Consider the following 22,021-nt stretch of genomic DNA (forward strand, 5'->3'; position numbering starts at 1 on the left):
TACATTTTAAAGGGAGGTATTATTTATGGAAATAACATTAGTACAAGGTTTGTTACTTATGCTAGTAGGATTTATATGTGCAGTAGACCAAATTTGGGAAGCTTTTTATTGGTTTAGGCCAATGGTAGTTTCTTTCTTTGCAGGGATAGCATTAGGAGATGTATCTTTAGGTATTGCCTGTGGAGCCGTAGCAGAACTATCATATCTAGGTTTATTAACTGTTGGAGGAACAGTTCCTCCAGATCCTTTGATGGCAGGTATGATGACAGTTGTTATAGCATATACAACTGGACAATCTGCTGAGACTGCAATTGGATTATCATTACCTTTTGCTTTACTAGCTCAATGGGTTGGAATTTTCTTTAATACTGTTTATGTAGGTATAGCACATAAATGTGATGAGTATGCTAAAGAAGCTGATACTGAAGGATTTAAAAGAATTGTTTACTTAGGAGTGGTTATCAAAGCTGTAGCAGTAGCTGTTTTAGTATTCTTATGCTCATATGCTTTACAAGGACCAATACAATCATTTGTTAATGCATTCCCAGAATGGCTAGTTCATGGTTTTGAAATTGCAGGTGGTTTATTACCAGCCGTTGGATTAGGTTTACTACTAATGGTAACATTAAAGAAAGAAAATGCACCATATTTATTCTTAGGATTCATTATGGCAACATTCTTAGATATGCCAAATGTAGTTCCTATCGCAATTGTTGGTGTAGCATTAGCATTTATTAATTATATGTATGAAAAGAAAATTGATAGTAGTGCCGCAGTGAATACAGTGAATAATAATGGAGGTGACGAAGATGGCATCTAAAGGTAAATTAACAAAAAAAGATATTACAAAGATGGGTTTATATTCAATTATTGAACAATCTTCATTCAGTTTTGAACGTATGCAAGCACCAGGTTTTACTCTATCAATGTTACCTGCTTTTAAGAAAATCTATGGTGATTCTAAAAAAGATTTATCTGAATTTATGACATATAATATGGAGTTTATTAATACCGAACCTCATATGGCAACATTCTTAATGGGACTTATACTTTCCATGGAAGAACATGGTGAAGATAGAAAGTTAATTGAAGGTATTCGTAATGGTTTATTTGGTCCTTTTGCTGGTCTTGGAGACGCTATATTTTGGTTCACTTTACTTCCGATTTCAGCTGCTATTTCTTGTTCATTAGCACAAGAAGGTTCAATATTAGGACCTTTGCTATATATTGCAATTTGGTTAGTAGCTGCTATATCTCGTATATGGTTTGCAAGATTTGGTTATAACTTAGGGGTAAAAGCTGTTACTACAATTTCAGAAAATACTAAGTATTTAACAAAGGCTGCAGGAATCTTAGGCGTAATGGTTGTTGGTGGTTTAATTCCTTCTTATATTAGCTTTTCATTTAGCGAAGCTTTAAAATTTGGTATGGGTGAAGGAACAACTGTTCAAAGTGTCTTTGATAATATTTTACCAAATATATTACCATTAAGTTTTGTATTCCTAATTTATTGGTTATTCAAGAAAAAGAATGCTAATGTACTTGTACTTATCTTAGGAATCATAGTGTTTGGTATATTAATGTCATTCCTTGGATGGATGTAATTATATTTAATTTATGGAGCTACCTTAAGGTAGCTCCATATTCAAAATATAGACTTAAATTCCTAAAGGGGTTTTTCTTTAATTTTATTATATATTTTATATTATTCAAGATCACCATATTCAAAAAAATAGGGGGAAAATAAAAATATGAGAAATTTTAGCATGGATAAAATTCTAAAAGCTGTTATTTTTGATATGGATGGTGTAATTGTCGATAGTGAATCATATTGGTTGGATATATTTGAAGGATTTTTATTAGAATATGGAAAAAGATTAAGTGATACAGACAAAAAAGAATTTTATGGTTGTTCATTGGAAATGGAAAATGAAATTTTATCAAGGTATTTAGATATGTCTTATGAAGAGATTTCTAGATTGAAAAAAGATTATAGTAGTATGAATCCTATTTATTATAAGAAACATCTTATGCCTGGAGTTAAAAATTTAATTTCCTATTTAAAATCAAAAGATATGAAATTAGTCATTGCATCATCAAGTGAATTACAAAATATTAATAGAATGGTTAATGAATGCGGATTTAATGGAGTGTTTGATTATATTGTAAGTGGCGAGATGGTAGAAGAATCCAAACCTAATCCACAAATTTATAATTATTCTGTTGAACTATTAGGTATACCAAGAGAAAATATTTTTGTTATTGAAGATTCACAATATGGAGTTAAGGCTGCTACTGAAGCAAACTTAGATGTTTTGGCATTAAGGAATCCATATTATAATTTTGATTTAAATGAAGCTATGTTAAAGTTTAATTCACATGATGAAATATTAAAGTTTATGAAAAAGATTATTTTTAAGGAGGAATAAAATGATTGGTTTAATTGTAACTGGACATGGAAATTTTGCAAGTGGATTGACTTCTTCATTGAAGTTAATTGAAGGAAATAATTTAAATAATTATGAGTTTGTTGACTTTGAAGTAACAGATTCTGTTGAAGTATTAGAAGAGAAATTGAATAAAGCTTTTGATTCTTTAAAGGATTGTGATGGTATTTTAGTTTTATGTGATTTGATTGGAGGATCACCTTTTAAATCGGCAACAATTATAGGGGGAAAAAATGATAATGTAGAAATTGTTGCAGGAACAAACTTGCCTATGCTTATAGAAGTGAATATGCTTCGTCAATTTCAAAGTGATTTAAAATCATTAACAGATCAGGCAATTGAAGCAGGAAAGTCAATGATTAGTAAATATGTTTATGAGGCTTATGTAGAAGAGGAACCAGATGAGGGGATTTAATCAAAATACTAATTTAAGAAAAATAAGCATTTAGAGTAAATAATATATAGAAATATTCATTCAGTATGATATAATTTAAGGAGGAAAAGAGTAATGAAACTTACAAAAAGTGAATTAGCAAACTTGTTTGATCATACTTTATTAAAAGCCTATGCAACTGATGAAGACTTTATAAAGCTTTGTCAAGAAGCAAAGGAAATAGGAGCTGCAATGGTAGCAATTAACAGTGCCCCTGTTAAATTTTGTAAGGAACAGTTGAAAGGAACTAATGTCCATGTAGGAGCTGCAATATCTTTTCCTTTAGGACAAACTTCTTTAGAAATAAAGGTGGCAGAAACTATGAAGGCTATTGAAGACGGTGCCGATGAAATTGATTATGTTGTAAATATAGGGAAAGTTAAAATGCATGATTGGGAGTATATTCAACATGAAATGGAAAGAATAGTATCTGTATGTAAAGAAAAAAATGTAGTTTCAAAAGTTATTTTTGAAAATTGCTATTTGGAGAAAGATGAAATTAAAAAATTATCAGAGATTGCTAAGGTGGTTAAGCCAGATTTTATAAAAACAAGTACTGGCTTTGGAACTGGTGGTGCAGTGATTGAAGATGTTAAACTTATGAAAAGTATTGTGGGAAATGATGTGAAGGTTAAGGCAGCTGGGGGAATAAGAGATTGGGATACCTGTGAAAAAATGATTGAAGCAGGGGCAGAAAGAATCGGAACAAGTAGTTCTTTTGAAATTCTAAGGGGGTTTGAAAGGGCTAGTAAGTAAAAATAAAAAAGTTCCTTTATGATGCACTTGTGTTCAAATTAAGGAGTGAGATAATGGGGAGTTTTCCTAATGACAAGCGGTATGTTTATTTAAATAGAAACTCAGCATTACCGTTATATTATCAATTAAAAGAACATATTAAAGATGCAATATTAAAAGGACAATATAAGCCCAACGATAGATTACCAACTGAAGAAGAATTATGTAAACAATTTTCTATATCTAGGCCAGTGGTGCGTCATGCTTATGAAGAATTAACCAAAGAAGGTTTAATTGGCCGTAGAAAGGGAAGTGGAACTTTTGTTAAACAACAATCATATAAAAGTTCACTTTTCGAGGAGTTTATTGATTTTTCTTTTGAGAAGAATATTATTGAGATAGAAAAGAATTCTAAGATTATAAAAAGGAATACAATAGTTAATTCTAATATAAGTTCAAGAATGAATATACCTGAAGATAGTGAACTTTTGAACTTAAGTAGAATTATATATAATAATGGGTATCCAATATCTATAATTGAATCCTATTTACCCTGTCATTATTTTTTAAATATTGATAATTATATCCAATTTCCATTTGCAAAAACAATTATCGAGACTGTAGAAACAATGTACGGAATTTATATACAAAAGGCCATTAGAAATTTGACTGCAGTACAAATCTCTGAAGAAAAAGTAAAGTTTTTACAAGGCAATTTAGGTGAGTTAGCATATGAAATAGAAACAAAATATTTAGATACTTCTAATAGAGTAGTTATATTAGAATATGTTACAAGTTTGATAAGTAAAAATCAATTTGTAGTGGAAATTAATAGAGAATAAAAAGATAGTAAAGGTAAAGAGAAGATATTAACAGTATTTTCTTTTAGAACTATAGTAAGTAAATGTATTTACTTTTTATTACCAGAAGTTTGGTTTCTGGTAATATTTTTTTGCTTGTTTATAAATAGTAAATTATAATAAAAAATAATAGAGTATAATTGAAAAATTTAAATTAAGATATATAAAAGTATTATATATTTGAATAAATAGTATTAAAAGAAGGTGAAGAAAATGGATTCAAAGAAGATTTTCATTATAGAAGATGATGGGAAAATTAGAAATGAATTATGTGCATTTTTAAATAAATATGGCTATGAAACTACATATTCACTAGATTTTGAACATGTAGTAGATGAAGTTTTAGAAGGTAAATATCATTTAGTTTTATTGGATATAAACTTGCCTTATTTTGATGGATATTATATTTGTAGAGAAATAAGAAAGAAAAGCTCAGTTCCAATAATAGTAGTAACTAGCAGAGACAGCGAAGTTGATGAGTTAATGAGTATGAATTTAGGAGCAGATGATTTTATAACTAAACCTTATAATACAGAAATTCTTTTAGCAAGGATATCTTCATTATTAAGAAGAACTTATAGTAATCAAGAGTCAGAAATATTAGAATATAATGATCTAAAGCATAACTTATCCACAAGTGAAGTGGAATATAAGAAGGAAAAAATAGAACTAAGTAAAAATGAAAGTAAAATTTTATATGTACTTATGAAAAATAAAGGGAAGATAGTATCTAGAAATGAGATTATTGAAGCGTTATGGGAGTCTGATGAATTTGTTGATGATAATACATTAACAGTAAATATTAATAGACTTAGAAAAAAGCTAGATGAAATAGGAGCAGTAGACTTTCTAAAAACTAAGAGGGGTCAAGGTTATATAATAAAATGAGTTTATTAGATTTTTTTAAAGAAAGAATATTATTTATATTTTTTAGTGTAATAATATTAATATTTACTTCAATTTTACTATTAGCTTTAAAAGTAGATTTTTATGCAGTAATATTTATATTTTCAATAAATTTTATAGGCATTTTACTTTACCATATCTATGATTATTTTAATAAAAAAAAGTACTATGATGAGTTACTTATGAATTTAGAAGCTTTAGATAAAAAATACTTAATTTCTGATGTTATAGATGAAGGAAACTTTTTAGAAAGTAAAATTTTATACAATGTTATATGTGAAGCAACTAAATCAATGAAGGATGATATTTCAGAACTAAAAATAAATAGTAATGAATATAGGGAATATATTGAGCTTTGGGTCCACGAAGTAAAAACACCAATAGCTAGTAGTAAGCTTATTATAGAAAATAATAAATCAGAATTAACTAAAAGTATCGGTGAAGAAATCACAAAGGTTGAAAATTACATTGAGCAGGTATTATTTTATGCAAGGAGTAATGCCTTAGAAAAAGATTATATTATTAAGGAACTGGATTTAAAATCTAGTGTAAATAAAGTAATAAGAAGAAATTCAAAAGTTTTAATTGAGAAAAAAATAAAAATTGAAATTTCAGAATTAGAAAAAATAGTTTACACTGATAGCAAATGGCTAGAATTTATTATAAATCAAGTTTTATCAAATTCTATTAAGTATATTGATGATTCTAAAAAAGAAAATAGAATAAAATTCTATACAAAAAATATTGGGGAAAATGTAGTTTTATATATTGAAGATACTGGAATCGGAATGAATGAAAAAGATGTTATTAAAGTTTTTGAAAAAGGATATACAGGTGAAAATGGAAGAAAATTTGGTAAATCCACTGGCATGGGTTTATATCTTTGTAAAAAGTTAACACAAAAGCTTGGATTAGGAATTAATATAGAATCAGAAATAAAAAAAGGAACTAAAATTTCTATTATTTTTCCTATAAATAAGATGATGAAATTTGAATAGAGGGATAAAATATGATAATTAGATTAGCAACTATAAAAGATAGCAATGCATTGTTAAAAATATATTCTCAATATATAGATACTGCAATTACATTTGAATGTGTACTTCCAACAGAAAAGCAATTTGAAGAGAGGATTGCTGACATTATTAAAGATTATCCTTATTTAGTCTGTGAGGAAAATGGAGAAATTTTTGGATATGCTTATGCACATAGACATATGGAACGAGAGGCATATCAGTGGAATGCAGAATTGTCAATCTATTTAGATAAAAATTTCACATCAAAAGGAATAGGAAAGAAATTGTATTCTATATTGATTGAAATATTGAAATTACAAGGGATAAAAACTGTATATGGTGGGGTTACTGTTCCAAATAAAAAAAGTGAAAAACTTCACTTGAGACTAGGATTTAAAAGTATTGGCATTTATCATAATACTGGATACAAGGATGGTAAGTGGCTTGATGTAGAATGGTTTGAAAAGCAAATTATGCCATATAGTATAAAGCCAGAACCCTTTACGCCAATTAACAAAATACATAATGAAAAGATTCAAGAGGTTATAAAGAGGTTTTAAGTTGTAGAAGGTAAAATTATGAGTGATTTTATTTTTTCAGCTTTGCCATGGGTGGTTTTGGGAATTACAGTTGCAATAGTATTAACTAATATTAACAATAAAAAGAAAAAAAGAAATGTTACTGAAAATCAAGATGATTTGGAAAATATAAATACAATGAATAAAGAAGAAAATACAGAAGATTATATGTCAACTGGATTAAGTTTAGGAATGGGCTTTGGAGTAGCAATAGGTTCATCACTTATACCGAGATTTGGAGAAAGTGCCCTTACTTATGGAATCTGCTTTGGAATGTTGTGTGGTATGCTTGTAGGAATGTATGTAAAGAAAAAATAAATATAAAATATTGTGGAATATATTTACATTTGAATCTGTAATTGTTATTATTTGATATGATACCAATTGTTGATTTTGTAAAAGTATTAAGATTATAAGGAGGGAAGTCATAGGCTAATTGGCTTAATTTTAGGGGTTAAGGAGAAATATATATGAATAATAATGTTACACCAAAAACAAATGAAGTAATTTCAGAATCTAAGAGCAGAAGAAAAAAGATAATAATTTTAATAGGATTAGCTTTAGTAATATTAACAGCATCTATATTTATTTATGTTAATTTACAAAATAGAAAACTGGTAAATAGTTATGAGGATAAGATATATCCAGGAACTTTTGTTTTTGATAAAGATGTTTCAGATATGACCAAAAGTGAATTGCATACAGTTATAGAGGAAATGGTAAGCGGTATTTCAGAAAAGAAGATAAATATTGCAGTTGGAGAGAATAGCTTTGAAAAAAACTATATAGATCTTGATACAACAATAGATTATGAAGCTTTTGAAAATGAAGTTTTAAGTTTTGGAAAAGATAAGACTTTTAGAGAACAACTTAATTTAATAAAAGAACCTGAAAGTAGAACTTATGAGTTTAAAATTAAATATAGCGAAGATAAATTAGTGGAATTTTTAGATACAATATCAGAGCAAGTTAATATAAGTGCACAAAATGCAAGTATAAGTGTAAATAGTGGAGCAGTAAATGTAACACCTGGACAAGTAGGATATGAGTTAAATAAAGAGACATTAGTCTCTAATATAAAAGCTGTATTAGAAGATATTAATAGTGCGGATGTTGCTTCAATAGATGGACAATTAAGTGAGGTTAATCCTTCAATAACTACAGAAGCTTTACAATCAGTAGATAAAATGATATCTAATTATACAACTTATTTTGACCCAGGTCCTAGTGGTCATAATATTCAAGTAGGAGCAAGTATGATTGGAAATGTACTGCTTATGCCTGGAGATTCATTTTCAACCGTAGATGCTATAGGCCCTACAACTAAAGCAAATGGATTTGTAGAAGCTAACACTTATCTTAACGGTAAAGTTGTACCAGGTCTTGGTGGAGGAGTATGTCAAATATCTAGTACAATATATAATGCTGAATTGAAAGCAGGTATACTTCCAGACTTTAGAACATATCACGAAATGGTGGTTAAGTATGTTCCACAAGGTTTAGATGCAACTATAGGTGATGAATGGCCTGATTTAATATTTACAAATCCATTTGATTATCCTATAGTAGTTAATGTTTATTCTAGTGGAAGCTCAGTGACTGCTGAGTTTTGGTCTAATAGCCAAGCTACTGGAGGAATAACATATGTACCAAAAGCTTATCAAACAGGGGCATTATCTGCAGATGCTTACTTATATGGATATAACTCTGCAGGAGAATGTATATCAGAGGTATATTTAGATAGTAGTGTTTATAAACCATTTAATTAATGTATATTAAAAATATTATGAAAAACCGTATTGCCTAAAAAGTATATACGGTTTTTTTATTTATAATCTACTTACTATAAAGCTAATTAATAGATTTATTGATGAGAATATTATTGAAATTATTAATACATTAGTTAAAAGTAAGTTATATTTAATTATATTTATATGTGACAATAAATCTAAATTAAATACATTAAAGATAAATAATACCATGAAAATAAATATAACACCTGTAAATGCTCCTTTAATATCTGCTGTACTTAAAGAGATGTGAGAGCAGATGCTAAAGACTAAGTATAAAAATAAATAAAATTCTGGTCTCTTAAAATTGCTTAATGAGAAGATGCTCTTTAAAAATAAAAATATGCCATTAGTACTTAGCAAATTATTAGTAGTTTCTAAAGAAGATGGTATAAATATTTTAAGTAGCAAAATAATAATTAAGCTTCCACATATAATAGGAGCTACACCTATAAAGAAATTGCCTATTTGATGATAAATATTCCTAGGGTTATAGGAATGATTTACATATCCTAAAGTTCTATTTTCATCGTTAACTTGAAAAAATTTCACTTCTTTAATTTTATGTCCAAATAATAAAGCTATTACAAGATGGCTAAGTTCATGAAGTGGAACGCCTACAATACCTGTAATATAAATAGCTTTTCTACCAAAGCTTTTTTGATAGTTACCCATAGATGTGTTTCTTAAAAAGCCTAGTATTAATCCAGCTATAACTATAATTCCAATAAACCAGGATAAATCTATTAGTGTCTTTAATAATATATTTTCAATTTTCATAAAGTAACCTTCTTTCCTTAAATAGATTCTATAATACTATTAATTTTTAGTCCAATCTTTATTTAATAAGAGAATGGTATAATTATAAATATTAATATTACAAAACTGTAAGTTTAATGTTATATACTTCAATGGATAGAAGATTAGAAATGAAATACAATATTCCTATAGTAAGAAACAGGAGGGATTAAGTTATGGGAAAGGAAATATTAAGAGTAGATAATATAGAAAAGTATTATGGAAGAAAAGGTAATGTTACTAAGGCTATAAATAATATAAACTTTACTGTAGAAGAGGGAGAATTCATCGGCGTAATGGGAGCCTCTGGTAGTGGTAAAACTACATTATTAAATTGCATATCAACTATTGATAAGGTAAGTAGTGGACATATATATATTTCAGGAAATGATATTACCAAGCTAAATTCTAAGAAAATTTCTAAGTTTAGAAGAGAAGAACTAGGATTTATATTTCAAGATTTTAATTTACTAGATACTTTAACAGCTTATGAAAATATAGCTCTTGCCTTAACTATAATGAAGGTTAATCATAAAGAAATAGATAAGAGAGTAAAAGATGTGGCTAAAAAGTTAAATATAGAAGAGGTTTTAAATAAGTATCCTTATGAGATGTCAGGTGGGCAAAAACAAAGAGTTGCATCAGCTAGAGCTATCATAACAAAACCTTCACTTATTTTAGCAGATGAACCAACAGGAGCTTTAGATTCTAAGTCTGCTAAGATGTTACTTGAAAGTATGGAGGATTTAAATGAAAGTCTTAATGCTACTATTATGATGGTTACTCATGATGCATTTTCAGCTAGTTATGCAAGAAGAATTTTATTTATCAAGGATGGTAAGATATTTAATGAATTAATTAGAGGAAATGATTCAAGAAAGGAATTCTTCGATAAGATAATTGAAGTTATTACACTTCTTGGAGGTGATGAAAATAATGTATTCTAAGTTAGCCTTTAGGAATTTAAAGAGAAGTTTTAAAGATTATGCAATATACTTTTTAACATTAGTGTTTGGAGTTTGTATATTTTATACCTTTAATTCAATACAATCCCAAAGTATTATGCTTGAGTTAAGTGAAGTTCAAGCTTCTGCCTTTGAGCAAGTGGAATCAATAATGGGATATGCTTCAGTATTTGTAGCCTTTGTCTTAGCATTTTTAATTATTTATGCAAATAACTATTTAATAAAGAGAAGAAAAAAGGAATTTGGTATATATATGACTTTAGGTATGGACAAAGGTAACTTATCTACAATAATATTTTTTGAAACACTATTAGTTGGGATAATATCTTTAATAGTGGGATTAGGAATTGGTGTGGTTTTATCTCAAGGATTATCAGTTTTAACTGCTAAATTATTTCAAGTTAACTTACTTAAGTTTAAATTTGTTTTTTCTTATAATGCAATGATAAAAACTTTAATGTCCTTTGGGATTATTTATATATTAGTACTTATGTTCAACTCAATATCAATTAGAAAGATTCAATTAATAGATTTAATTAATTCATCAAAGAAAAATGAAAGTATTAAGGTAAGGAATGTTTGGGTTTCTGTATTTGTATTTATTATAAGTTGTGTAATGATAGGATCAGCTTATTATATGGTGCTTCATAGAGGAACTTCAACTGTGGGTATAAATGTAAATGGCACAAGTATTTTACTTGGGATTGTTGGTACGTTTTTATTCTTCTTTTCACTATCAGGATTTTTATTAAAACTTGTTCAGTCAAATAAAAGATTCTATTTAAAAGATTTAAATATGTTTGTCTTAAGGCAAATTAACAGCAAGATAAATAGCGTATTTATATCAATGTCTTTTATATGTATATCATTATTTGTAGGTATATGTATGCTTGCAGGTGGACTTGGAATTAATAGTGCATTAAATGCTGACTTAAGGGACTTAACTCAATATGATGAGACTATTTGGAATTATGAAGGTGTAAATATTGAGGAATATTTAAGGGAAAGAAATTTTGAAATAAGAGATTATGCAAAAGATTATGTTAGCTATATAAATTATAAAGGTGGCATTAATTATAGCGATTTATTATCAGCTGAAGACATGAATAAGTCAAAGGATTTATATCCTATTGCAACAGATAATGAAGTTCAAATTATTTCATTAACAAAATTTAATGAAATAATGAAAATGTTAAATAAGAATCCTATAACATTAAATGATGGAGAATATGCTTTATTTTCAGATATAGATACTTTAATAAATCCATTAAGTAATGCATTAGAGGATAACAGAGAAATTAATATTAATGGTAATACTTTAAAGCCAGGCACTAAAAAAACAATAGAAGTAGTAGCTTATAACCAAATGATGAAAAGTAATCTTTGTACTATAATAGTAAAGGATAATATTGTTAATGGTCTTACTCCATGGACATCATATTTGAATTTTAATTTCAATGAAGATGATGGAAATATTGTTAATGAAAAGCTAAATGAAGTTGTTAAAGAAATTAAAAAAGATAGGGATAGTTTAGTTTTTTCTATTACTAAAGAAGAGTTAATTGCAGAATCATCTACCTTTGGAGCTATAGTATCTTACTTAGGAATATATATTGGAGGAATTTTCTTAATTGTTTCTGCTGCAGTATTAGCTCTGCAACAATTATCTGAATCCACTGATAACATTTCAAGATATACTTTACTTAGAAAGATTGGAGTAGATGATAAGATTATTAATAAATCTTTATTAACTCAAATAGCAATATATTTCTTAATGCCACTATCATTAGCATTGATTCACTCAATAGCAGGCTTAGAATTTTCAAAAAGAGTTATAACTCTTTTTGGTAGCATTAGTATTATGAAAAATATTTTAATTGCATTAGCAACCTTAGTTATAATTTATGGAGGATATTTTATCGCAACTTATCTAGGAGCTAAGAAAAATATAAATAATGTAGTTTAGACTTTAATTTGGAGTTGTTTTTAAACAACTCCAAATTTTATTATCCAATAATATCTGCTAGATGAATAGGGTTAAACTGTAAAATATGTTATAATAATCTTGTGAATTGACTATATATTTTATATAGATAACTAGAACTATGTGTTATTTTTAGTTAAATTGGGGAGATGAAATATATGAAAAAAGTTTATAGAGTATTATTGATTTTACATTTATTTGTTGGTATAGGAGCTATTGCAGGAGGAAGTATGGCTATTCTTAATCCTTATAACCCAGGAGGTATGGCTACCGATGCTTTGAAAAATTCACCATTTAGTAATTTCCTTATACCTGGAATTATATTATTTACAGTAATTGGACTTGGGAATATATTTAGTGCTGCAGCAATTATTTTTAAATCAAAATATCAAGGTTATATAAGTAGTGTTTTTAGCTTAGCCCTAGTAACATGGATAATAGTTCAATGTATAATGCTAAGAATGGTTGTACATTTACATGTTATATTTTTTATTATAGGTTTAATACAAGCAATTTTATCTATTATTATATTGTTTAAAAAGAATTTGTTCCCTACAAATATTATTTTAAATATTATAGGAAAACTAGAAAAAAAATTTCCTAATAGTATTATTGTGAAGTTTATAAATAAAATAGAAAATAAATTATATGAATTATAATTGAGCTTTTTCAGAGTTTATTATTTAATAAGTTAGGTAAATTTTAACTTAAAAGGGTGTATTAGAATTAAATAAATTTAAGATTAAAATATCACATTATCATTATATGAGTATGTGGTATTTTTATTTAAGTAAAAATAATTAATACTTGAAAATATTTCTCAATAGACTATAGTTTATAATAAGAATAGAAAATACATATTAAAGGAGGTATTTATATGAGTATTAAATTAAGTGCCTTAGATCAGTCTCCAATAGGAGAAGGTTCAACTTCTACTGAGGCATTAAGAAATACAATTACTCTAGCACAAGAGTTAGAAAAGCTAGGATACTATAGATTTTGGGTATCAGAACACCATGATACAAGAAGTTTAGCTGGATCAAGTCCAGAGATACTTATTTCTAGTATTGCAGCAAAAACAAATAAAATCAGAGTTGGTTCAGGTGGAGTAATGTTACCTAATTATAGTCCCTATAAGGTGGCAGAGAATTTTAAAGTATTAGAGGCTTTATATCCAAATAGAATAGATTTAGGAATAGGTAGAGCACCAGGTGGAATGCCTTTAGCAAGTAAGGCTCTAATGCAAGGAAGAAGTATATTTAGTGATAATTATGAAGAAAAGGTATTAGACTTAGTAAGATATATTTATGATATAGTACCAGAAAACCATGAATATAGTGGTCTTAAAGCCACTCCATTGGTAAATACATATCCAGAAATTCATATACTTGGTTCTAGTGGTGGAAGTGCAGGACTTGCAGCTAACATTGGGGCATCTTATGCATATGCTCAATTTATAACTGGAGGTATGGGAGTAAGCTCAGTAAATTGGTATAGAGATAAATTTAAAAAGTCAATTGTTTCATCATCACCAAGTACTATAATTTGTAGCTTTGTAATTTGTTGTGAAACAGAAGAAGAAGTTAATAATCAAGCTGCAATGATGGATTTAACTTTACTTTTAGTTGAAACTGGGAAATCCTATGGAATGCCTTCAGTAGAAAGAGCATTAGCTTATAAATATTCTGAGGCAGAAATGCAAATAGTTACAAGAAATAGAAAAAGGATGATAGTTGGAACACCAGATAAGGTGAAAGAACAAATAATAAATATGAGTAAGTTTTATAATACGGATGAATTTATGATAATTAATTTAAATACAAATTTAGAAGAAAAGATAAAGTCTTATAAATTAATTTCAGATTCCTTTAATTAGAGGTTACTTAGGTAGACTCATTCCTTCTTTATAATATAAAGTTTTATGGTAATATATAATAAGTAACAAAAGTATTTTAGGAGGAGTTATATGAAAGTTTTAATTACCAATGATGATGGAATTTATGCAAGGGGAATATTAACTTTAGCTAAAGAAATTTCTAAAAAGCATGAAGTTATAGTTGTAGCTCCTAGGGAGCAGAAAAGTGCAGCTAGTCATTCAATTTCAATTCATAATCCAATAAAAATAAGAGAAGAAAAAATAGATACAGACTTTAAGGCATATAGTTTAGTTGGAACTCCTGCTGACTGTACTCAAGCTGGATTATCATTATTATGTGAAAATATAGACTTAGTTATATCAGGTATAAATAGAGGTCTAAATTGTGGGACGGATATACTATATTCTGGAACAGTTTCAGCAGCAATAGAAGGGGCTATATATAATGTTCCATCAATTGCTATTTCTATGGAAGTTAATTGGGAAAAGTATGATGAAGATTATAGTAAAGCAGCTAAATGGATAAGTAAGATAGTAGATATAGCTGAAAAGAGTTATTTAAGAAAAGATGTAGTGTTAAATGTCAATGTTCCCAATATACCAGAAGATGAAATAAAGGGTCTTAAGGTTTGTAAGCTTGGTAAATCAACTTACAAAACAGATTATGTTTTAGTAGAAGAAAATGAAGATAAGGTTTATAAAACAAAAGGAACTAGAAATGAAATATCAGAAGGAGATTCTGATCTTTATTACTTATCACAAGGATATGTAACTTTAACGCCTTTACATTTTGACTTTACTAATTTCAAAATTTTAGATGAGGTAAGAAATACATTTCAAGATTAGATAAATTAGTTTTGAAAAAAGATGTTGTTGTCGCACTAATTTTTAGTGCGACAACAAATTTAAAGATTTGAAAACTTAAAAATGAGTTTTTTTATTAATTATCCATTATTAATTAAAAATTATGCACTATACTAGCTATCTTTTCTTTAGAATTGTAGTTTTATTTTCTTCAATATAAGTTAATAAAGCATTTTTAATAGCGAGTGCAATTACATCTTGCCCCTTATCAGATTTTAAATATCTTTCATCAGATGTATTACTTAAAAATCCTAATTCTAATAATACGGGGATGCTTGAATTTAACTCTAGTACGGCTAGAGCATCTTCGGTATTTTTATAAGTTTTTATATTTCTATTATCTGTATAGTTTGCATTGATTAATGCATTTTGTATTGTCATAGCTAAATTCTCACTATTATCATCCTGTGATTTATACCAGGTCTCAACACCTTTTGATTCTTGATTTGTGTAGTCACTATTGCAATGAATAGAGACAAATAAATCAGATTTTAAAACTTCTGGTATCTTAATTCTTTCCTTTAGGCTATCATTAGCAGTATCAAGCCAAGACAATGAATCATTTGTTCTTGTGTAAATAACCTTTATCCCATTTTCCTCTAATAGTTTACCAAGTTTTAGTGAAATATCTAGGACTATATCTTTTTCAAGAGAGCCAGATAAGCCTTTTGCACCAATATCCCAATCTCCATGACCTGGATCTATACAAACTACTATTTTATTATCTGTATTGTTATTACTAGTAGTTGAAGCTGTAATATTTTTATTAATGGATGATTTTTTATTAAATAATAAAAAAAGTGAAAATACTATAATGCAAATAAATAAAAGGACAAGTCTAAATATTAATTGTCTTCTTCTTTTACGTTTATAGAGAAGTTTTCTTCTGTATGCAATATCAAATTTAGGTTTTTCCATAGAATTTTCCTCTTATTTCATAATAATTTACATAATATAAGTATACTAATAATATAACTATATGTAAATAAATGGAAGAGAATAAATGGCATATCATTGGTTGATAATATATAAATATTGATATAAACTATAATAAAGGAGTGAAGTGCCATGCCTAAAATTTTACAAAATCCAAGGGAAACAATGCTAAAAGAAGGTTATAAATTATTAGAAGATAAAGGTTATAAAAATTTTAGCATGAGAGAACTTGCTAATAGATGTGAAATTGGACTAGGGACAGTATATAATTATTTTGAAAATAAGATGTCTTTAGTTAGAGAAATATTTAATGACACCTGGATACAGATAATAGAGGATTTAAGAACTGTTAAAGAGAAAAATATATCATTTGAAGAAAAAATAAAATTAATATATTTAGGATTAGAGAAATTTTTAATATACCATAAAGAAGTCTTCTTTGAACTAACTAAGGAAGAAAAGTTAGATAGTGATAAAAAATCTCATTCTTGTACTAAATATGATGTATTAGATGAATTATATGTAATTGTTGATGAAATAATAGAATTACATAAAGAAAATAAAGATATAACTATGAATATTGAAACTAGAAAATTAACTTCTTTTTTAATAAATAATATGATAACTCTATCTATGAAGAATACAGACTTTTCTATAGAAGACTTATTATATATAGTGAGAAATAATTTATAAAGGAGATAGCTATTTGTATGAATTGGTTAAATAAACTAGAAAGAAAGATAGGAAAGTTTTATATAAAAAATCTAATGTTAATTGTTATAAGTGGAACTATTCTTATTTATGGATTTACTATATTAAGCAATGATTTTACTTTAGTTAATAATATAACTTTAGTACCATCTAAGGTAATGCATGGAGAAATTTGGAGACTTGTAACTTTTATATTTGTTCCATCAAGTTATTCTATAATTTCTTTTATATTTTCAATGTATTTTTATTATTTAGCTGGTACTGGATTAGAGCATGAGTGGGGAGAGTTTAAGTTTAACTTTTATTACCTTGTTGGAATGATTACAACTATTATTGTTTCAATGATAACTGGAGCAGAAGCTACTGGAACATTTATTAACCTTTCATTATTTTTGGCATTTGCAAAAGTATATCCAAACTTCCAAGTGTTATTATTTTATATAATACCAATTAAGGTTAAATACTTAGCTATATTTAACTGGCTTATGATAGGATATAGCTTCTTATCAGCAGGATCAATAGGAGATAAAATACTAACTCTAGTTCCATTACTTAACTTTTTCCTATTCTTTGGAAAAGATATATTTACAGGAACAACTACTGGTGCAGTAAATTATAGAAGACAACAAAAATTTAGAGCACAGGTAAAAGAAAGAGAAGTTATTCATAAATGTGAAGTTTGTGGAATTACAGAAAAAGAAGATCCTAAAATGGACTTTAGATATTGTTCAAAATGTTCAGGTAAAAAGTGTTATTGTGAGAATCATATAAGAAATCATGAGCATAAGTAATAATAAAGTGTAAATTATTAGATATGTATTAAGGTAAAGGTATTTTAAGATACTTTTACCTTTTTTGATTTTAAAGGAGATGTAATTGTTTTTATTGTAAATTCTTAATAATAACTATTAAATAATAATGATAGTAATTATTGATTCCATGATGTATAATGTAATGGAATAAAAATTGACTATTAATTGAAAAATATAGAGTAAATTCATAACTAAGAAGGGAAGAAACATGGAAAATAACGAGTTAAAAAAGATATATGATAATCCACTGCATATAAGATATATAGATAATCCAAGTGAAGATTTAGTATTAGAAGCAGTTAAGAAAAATGGATTGGCAATAAAGTATATAAAAAATCCAAGCAATAATGTTAAGGAAATAGCAATTAAAAATAATCCGTTAGCAGTTGAGTATATTGAAGATTTAGAGGAAGAAAATGCTATTTTAGCAGTTAGATTACTTTGGAATTCATTAAAGTATATTAAAAATCCTACAGATAGGGTTAAATTTGAAGCAGTAAAGGCTAAGGGATGGGCTATACAATTTATAGAAAATCCTACTGAAGAAATTCAATTAAAAGCGGTATCTAAGGATTATGATTCAATAAAGTATATAAAGGAACCATCAGAAAAGGTCCAATTAGCTGCGGTTAAAAAATATTGGGCAGCTATTAAATTTATTGATAATCCTACTTTGGAAGTTAGAAGAGAAGCTATTAAAGAAAATGAAGAAGCTATTAATTACATTAACTTCAATTTAGATGAATTAAAAATATTAATTGGAGATAATATAAAAATCGTTAAATATGTATATGATTCTATTGATGTAGATTTTGTAGTTAATGTTGTTATTGAAAAAGTAAAAGAAGAATCAATTGATGAAAAGTATATAAAGGACTTTTTAGAATTAGAAATACTAGAGATGAATAAAATTAATTTTATAAAAGCGTATGGAAGTAAGAAAGCTAAAGTGTTTTTAGTTGATTATAAACTTTCAAGATAAAAAGAGGTGAGAAGATGAAATTTTCAGAAGCTATAAATACCGTTGAATTAGTATTAGAATCAGGTAGTGTTCCCTTAATAATTGGTGAAGCAGGTATAGGAAAGACTTCATTGGTAAAGAGAATATGTAATGAAGAAAATTATTATTTAGTAAACATAGATGCTAACCTATTAAAGGAAGGAGAAATCGGTGGACTTCCAATTGTAGATAATGGGAGGACAAGATATGCAACCCATTATAAATTAATAGAAATTGATAATGCTATATCAGACAGTAAATATAATGGAGTAATGCTATTTATAGATGAACTTAATAGATGTGAGCATGCAGTTCAACAAGAACTAATGAATTTAATATTAAATAGAGAAATTAATGGATATAAATTAAATGAAAATGTAAAAATAATGGCAGCTATGAATCCTTCTAACAAATATGATGGATTTGAAGATACTGATTATCAAGTAGTAGATATGGATAATGCACAAGAAGATAGATTCGTTTGGGTAGAACTAAGCTCAGATATTAAGGAATGGTTGAAATGGGCTATGAATGGTGAAGTAAATGTACATGATCATATTATAGAATTTTTATCAAATTTCCCTGAATTTTTGAATGTTACAAATTCAAGTGAATCAATTAAAGCAACTCCAAGAAGTTGGGAAAGAGTTGCTAAATCATATAATGTTTATTTAAGAAATACTGAAAATTATTCAATAGATACTTTCTATAATGTAGTTAAAGGAAATGTTGGAGTAAGTATTGCAACTGATTTTATTAATTATATTAAAAATATAAAAAATCCGTTAATTAAGCCAGAAGACTTATTCTCTTATTTAATTTTACCTGTAGAAGTAAAAGAACAAATAAGAGGAGAAAGCCATTCAAGATTATATATACTAGCTAAGAATTCAATAAGATATCTAAATGAAAATAACAGTGAAGTAAATAGAAAGTTATTTGCAGATTTATTGACTTGTTATCCAAAGGATTTAAGGCTTGGTATTATGAAAGAGATAAAGGGCGATTTAAAAGAAGAAACCTACATGGATTTATTATATGAAGATATGTTCCTAGATTCCTTCTTTAGTATTTATGAATAGGATGAGGCCTTATGAGTTTTGAAGAAAGAAGAGATAGCTTATTAAAGCAAGCTTTAGAGATAAAAGAAAATGGAGAAGTTTATAGCGGATTTGAAAGAGAATTTTTTTCATTAGTTGAAACTGTAATCATTGATATGCTTGAAGGAGAAGATGTCTTCTTTGGGCAATTTATGGTTAGAATAGAAAGAAGTATAAGGTTTAACATTACTTGGCCTTTAGCAACAATACCTAAAATACAAGGTTTTAGAATGTATTTCAATCCATTATTGTTTTTAGCTTGTGATAAAAGAGAAATGCAAGCATTATTTAAACATGAGATTTATCACATTATGTATGGACATCATGAAAGAGAGAGAATTCTTAAACAAAAATATACTAATCTTGCAGTAAATTTAGCAGTAGATATATCTATTAATCAATTTATAAAAAGTCTTCCTATGTATAGTTATAAGATTGAAAGAGTTAATAAAGAATATGGTTCTAACTTAACAGAAGATAAGCCAATTGAAATATATGCTGAACAAATTGAAAAAGCAATTAAATCTAAATTAACAGATACTATGAAGGATGATAAAAATAATGATATAGGCGAAATGATAGATATTTCTAAAGCTCATGATGTGTGGGAAGAAAGTACTCTTACTCAAGATTCTATAAAGGACTTAACTAAAAAAACTGCCATTGGTTCTTATAAAGGAAAAGCCCCAAAGGACATAGTAGGAATTATTGACTCTTATACTGAAAAAGCAGAGATATCTTGGCAAGATGCTCTTAAAAAGGTAATACCTTCATTAAGAGCAGGAGAAAAGAAAACCATAATGAGAAGAAATAGAAGGCAACCTGAAAGGTTAGATTTAAGAGGAACTCTTCCAAATAATGTTCCTGAAGTTATAGTTGCTTTAGATATCAGTGCTTCTATGAGTGAAGAGGAGTTTAATAAGATTTTAATTGAAGTCTTAGAAATTACTAGAACTAGAACAAATAAAATAACTGTAATAGAGTGTGATAATGAAATAAGACGTATATATGAGATAAAATCAAAAAATGATATTAAAAAGAGATCTTCTAAGAATGGATCTACAAAATTCTCACCAGTATTTAGATATATAAAAGAAAACAACTTAAGAAATTCTGTGCTAATATATTTTACAGATGGAGTTGGAGAAAAGGAATTAGAAGTGAAACCTTATAAAGCTAATACTATATGGGTAATAACTGGAGATGAAGAACTATCTTTAGAAGAACCCTATGGAGAAATAAAGAGAATTTCTGTAAAGGTTGAAAAAGGTGAAGGTGGAACTGCTGGACTTGAAATGATAAAAGAATATCAACAAGAACACGGAAGGTATTACTAATAAATAGATAAGAAGTAAAGATTTAAAAATATTATGAAGGCTCCTTAGGGAGTCCTTTTTTTATTTATAAATTAGGTATTTTTATCTATTTAAGCTGTCTAATACTAATAGGTGTATGAATACTGGAAAAAGAAAATAATTTATGATATAATACATTTCATGTGGGGGTGTTTTATGAAATCTTTTAAAATAAGCAAGAATGCTAGTGTGTTATTAATTATTTTTGTTTTGTTTGTTAGTTTACTCATAAACGTTTACACTTCAATAATGAACTCTAGATATAAAATAATAATAGGTAGAGAAACCTATAAGAGTATTGAAGAAATTCGAAATAGAAATGAAAGTTCATTAGCTACTTTAGACAAGTGTATAAAAGCTAAAAGTGTTAGTAATGAAGAGTTATTAGCTTTATATAAGAACTATAGCTCTATATCAAAGGAATTTAATTCCTTATGGATAAGTTATAAAGAGTATGGGAAAGAAGAATTAATTTCAATAAATAAAAAATCTAAAATTCCAAATCAAGTACCGACTGAAGTGTATTCAAGAGTGGAATGTCTGCTATTTGAGCAGTTAAATTATGAAATGAGAACTAATAATGATAAGGTAATTTTAGAGGGCGACGTATTAGATAATTTTACTGAAATGTATAATTTGACTCATGAAATTAATGACTTTTATAAAGATTTTAACGAAACTAAATTAAAAAATATAGATGTTGATGATAGAGAAATTACCTATATTAAAAAATCCTATTGGATAGATATTTTAGAAGGTATGAATTCTGTTATTGAACCGTATTCAGATTATGAATTCACATTTAAAGAATAATATTTAGGAGATGAAAACTATTTTTTCTAGTTAATCATCTCC

24 protein-coding genes are annotated in these 22,021 nt (G+C 27.2%); 22 read left to right on the forward strand and 2 right to left on the reverse strand.

From position 1 onward, the window contains the following. Positions 1 to 25 precede the first annotated feature (25 nt). The 11 genes from ACFYH6_RS06485 (at position 26) to ACFYH6_RS06535 (ending at position 8,744) form a co-directional block, all read left to right on the forward strand. Positions 26 to 820, forward strand: a complete 795-nt coding sequence (locus ACFYH6_RS06485) for a PTS mannose/fructose/sorbose/N-acetylgalactosamine transporter subunit IIC (protein WP_416180175.1) — start codon at positions 26 to 28, stop codon at positions 818 to 820. Then, entirely contained in the window at positions 810 to 1,604 is a 795-nt protein-coding gene (locus tag ACFYH6_RS06490; RefSeq protein WP_416180176.1) for a PTS system mannose/fructose/sorbose family transporter subunit IID, read from the forward strand. The genes ACFYH6_RS06485 and ACFYH6_RS06490 overlap by 11 nt, the downstream gene beginning before the upstream one ends. Before the next feature lie 147 nt (positions 1,605 to 1,751). Next, on the forward strand, positions 1,752 to 2,429 hold the full coding sequence (locus ACFYH6_RS06495) for an HAD family hydrolase (protein ID WP_416180177.1): 678 nt from the start codon (positions 1,752 to 1,754) through the stop codon (positions 2,427 to 2,429). A gap of 1 nt (position 2,430) precedes the next feature. Further along, entirely contained in the window at positions 2,431 to 2,862 is a 432-nt protein-coding gene (gene agaF, locus ACFYH6_RS06500; RefSeq protein WP_416180178.1) for a PTS galactosamine/N-acetylgalactosamine transporter subunit IIA, read from the forward strand. Between the two features lie 93 nt (positions 2,863 to 2,955). Continuing rightward, on the forward strand, positions 2,956 to 3,636 hold the full coding sequence (deoC, locus tag ACFYH6_RS06505; RefSeq protein ID WP_416180179.1) for a deoxyribose-phosphate aldolase: 681 nt from the start codon (positions 2,956 to 2,958) through the stop codon (positions 3,634 to 3,636). Between the two features lie 53 nt (positions 3,637 to 3,689). Then, the gene (locus ACFYH6_RS06510) at positions 3,690 to 4,457 is read left to right on the forward strand and encodes a GntR family transcriptional regulator (RefSeq protein ID WP_416180180.1); all 768 of its coding nucleotides are present in this window, start codon (positions 3,690 to 3,692) and stop codon (positions 4,455 to 4,457) included. A gap of 231 nt (positions 4,458 to 4,688) precedes the next feature. Then, on the forward strand, positions 4,689 to 5,363 hold the full coding sequence (locus ACFYH6_RS06515) for a response regulator transcription factor (protein WP_416180181.1): 675 nt from the start codon (positions 4,689 to 4,691) through the stop codon (positions 5,361 to 5,363). After that, positions 5,360 to 6,379, forward strand: coding sequence for a sensor histidine kinase (locus tag ACFYH6_RS06520; RefSeq protein ID WP_416180182.1), 1,020 nt, complete (start codon positions 5,360 to 5,362; stop codon positions 6,377 to 6,379). The genes ACFYH6_RS06515 and ACFYH6_RS06520 overlap by 4 nt, the downstream gene beginning before the upstream one ends. Before the next feature lie 11 nt (positions 6,380 to 6,390). Further along, positions 6,391 to 6,957 carry a GNAT family N-acetyltransferase gene (locus ACFYH6_RS06525; RefSeq protein ID WP_416180183.1) on the forward strand — a complete coding sequence of 189 codons (567 nt, stop codon included), beginning with the start codon at positions 6,391 to 6,393 and terminating at the stop codon, positions 6,955 to 6,957. A gap of 18 nt (positions 6,958 to 6,975) precedes the next feature. Continuing rightward, positions 6,976 to 7,293 (forward strand): hypothetical protein, encoded by a 318-nt coding sequence (locus ACFYH6_RS06530; RefSeq protein ID WP_416180184.1) that lies wholly within the window; start codon positions 6,976 to 6,978, stop codon positions 7,291 to 7,293. 152 nt (positions 7,294 to 7,445) lie between these two features. Further along, on the forward strand, positions 7,446 to 8,744 hold the full coding sequence (locus ACFYH6_RS06535) for a VanW family protein (RefSeq protein ID WP_416180185.1): 1,299 nt from the start codon (positions 7,446 to 7,448) through the stop codon (positions 8,742 to 8,744). A 60-nt stretch (positions 8,745 to 8,804) separates the two neighbouring features. Here the strand turns inward: ACFYH6_RS06535 and ACFYH6_RS06540 are convergent, their stop codons facing one another. Beyond that, on the reverse strand, positions 8,805 to 9,545 hold the full coding sequence (locus tag ACFYH6_RS06540) for a hypothetical protein (protein WP_416180186.1): 741 nt from the start codon (positions 9,543 to 9,545) through the stop codon (positions 8,805 to 8,807). A gap of 194 nt (positions 9,546 to 9,739) precedes the next feature. Here ACFYH6_RS06540 and ACFYH6_RS06545 point away from each other — a divergent pair, with 194 nt between their 5' ends. From ACFYH6_RS06545 to surE, 5 genes are all read left to right on the forward strand, one after another. Next, the gene (locus ACFYH6_RS06545; protein WP_416180187.1) at positions 9,740 to 10,510 is read left to right on the forward strand and encodes an ABC transporter ATP-binding protein; all 771 of its coding nucleotides are present in this window, start codon (positions 9,740 to 9,742) and stop codon (positions 10,508 to 10,510) included. Continuing rightward, entirely contained in the window at positions 10,500 to 12,494 is a 1,995-nt protein-coding gene (locus tag ACFYH6_RS06550; RefSeq protein ID WP_416180188.1) for an ABC transporter permease, read from the forward strand. Before ACFYH6_RS06545 ends, ACFYH6_RS06550 begins: the two co-directional genes overlap by 11 nt. Positions 12,495 to 12,670: 176 nt before the next feature. Then, on the forward strand, positions 12,671 to 13,171 hold the full coding sequence (locus ACFYH6_RS06555; RefSeq protein ID WP_416180189.1) for a hypothetical protein: 501 nt from the start codon (positions 12,671 to 12,673) through the stop codon (positions 13,169 to 13,171). Positions 13,172 to 13,389: 218 nt separating this feature from the next. Then, positions 13,390 to 14,388 (forward strand): LLM class flavin-dependent oxidoreductase, encoded by a 999-nt coding sequence (locus ACFYH6_RS06560; protein WP_416180190.1) that lies wholly within the window; start codon positions 13,390 to 13,392, stop codon positions 14,386 to 14,388. A 90-nt stretch (positions 14,389 to 14,478) separates the two neighbouring features. Then, a complete protein-coding gene (surE, locus tag ACFYH6_RS06565; protein ID WP_416180191.1) occupies positions 14,479 to 15,234 on the forward strand; it encodes a 5'/3'-nucleotidase SurE in 756 nt (251 codons plus the stop codon). Positions 15,235 to 15,369: 135 nt separating this feature from the next. On the opposite strand, the gene ACFYH6_RS06570 is transcribed toward surE, so the two are convergent. Beyond that, the gene (locus ACFYH6_RS06570; protein WP_416180192.1) at positions 15,370 to 16,170 is read right to left on the reverse strand and encodes an N-acetylmuramoyl-L-alanine amidase family protein; all 801 of its coding nucleotides are present in this window, start codon (positions 16,168 to 16,170) and stop codon (positions 15,370 to 15,372) included. A gap of 150 nt (positions 16,171 to 16,320) precedes the next feature. Here ACFYH6_RS06570 and ACFYH6_RS06575 point away from each other — a divergent pair, with 150 nt between their 5' ends. The 6 genes from ACFYH6_RS06575 to ACFYH6_RS06600 all read left to right on the forward strand — a co-directional run bounded on the left by ACFYH6_RS06575 (position 16,321) and on the right by ACFYH6_RS06600 (position 21,979). Then, the gene (locus ACFYH6_RS06575) at positions 16,321 to 16,881 is read left to right on the forward strand and encodes a TetR/AcrR family transcriptional regulator (protein ID WP_416180193.1); all 561 of its coding nucleotides are present in this window, start codon (positions 16,321 to 16,323) and stop codon (positions 16,879 to 16,881) included. A gap of 17 nt (positions 16,882 to 16,898) precedes the next feature. Next, positions 16,899 to 17,690 (forward strand): rhomboid family intramembrane serine protease, encoded by a 792-nt coding sequence (locus ACFYH6_RS06580; RefSeq protein WP_416180194.1) that lies wholly within the window; start codon positions 16,899 to 16,901, stop codon positions 17,688 to 17,690. 229 nt (positions 17,691 to 17,919) lie between these two features. Then, positions 17,920 to 18,693, forward strand: coding sequence for a hypothetical protein (locus ACFYH6_RS06585; RefSeq protein ID WP_416180195.1), 774 nt, complete (start codon positions 17,920 to 17,922; stop codon positions 18,691 to 18,693). A 14-nt stretch (positions 18,694 to 18,707) separates the two neighbouring features. Continuing rightward, positions 18,708 to 19,793, forward strand: coding sequence for an AAA family ATPase (locus ACFYH6_RS06590; RefSeq protein ID WP_316343044.1), 1,086 nt, complete (start codon positions 18,708 to 18,710; stop codon positions 19,791 to 19,793). A gap of 11 nt (positions 19,794 to 19,804) precedes the next feature. Then, positions 19,805 to 21,148: a VWA-like domain-containing protein gene (locus ACFYH6_RS06595; protein WP_316343045.1), complete on the forward strand. Its 1,344-nt coding sequence runs from the start codon at positions 19,805 to 19,807 to the stop codon at positions 21,146 to 21,148. A 174-nt stretch (positions 21,149 to 21,322) separates the two neighbouring features. Next, the gene (locus ACFYH6_RS06600) at positions 21,323 to 21,979 is read left to right on the forward strand and encodes a hypothetical protein (protein WP_316343046.1); all 657 of its coding nucleotides are present in this window, start codon (positions 21,323 to 21,325) and stop codon (positions 21,977 to 21,979) included. Positions 21,980 to 22,021: the final 42 nt, after the last annotated feature.

It is taken from the genome of Clostridium sp. HCS.1 (genome assembly GCF_047900555.1).
Lineage (GTDB): Bacteria > Bacillota > Clostridia > Clostridiales > Clostridiaceae > Clostridium.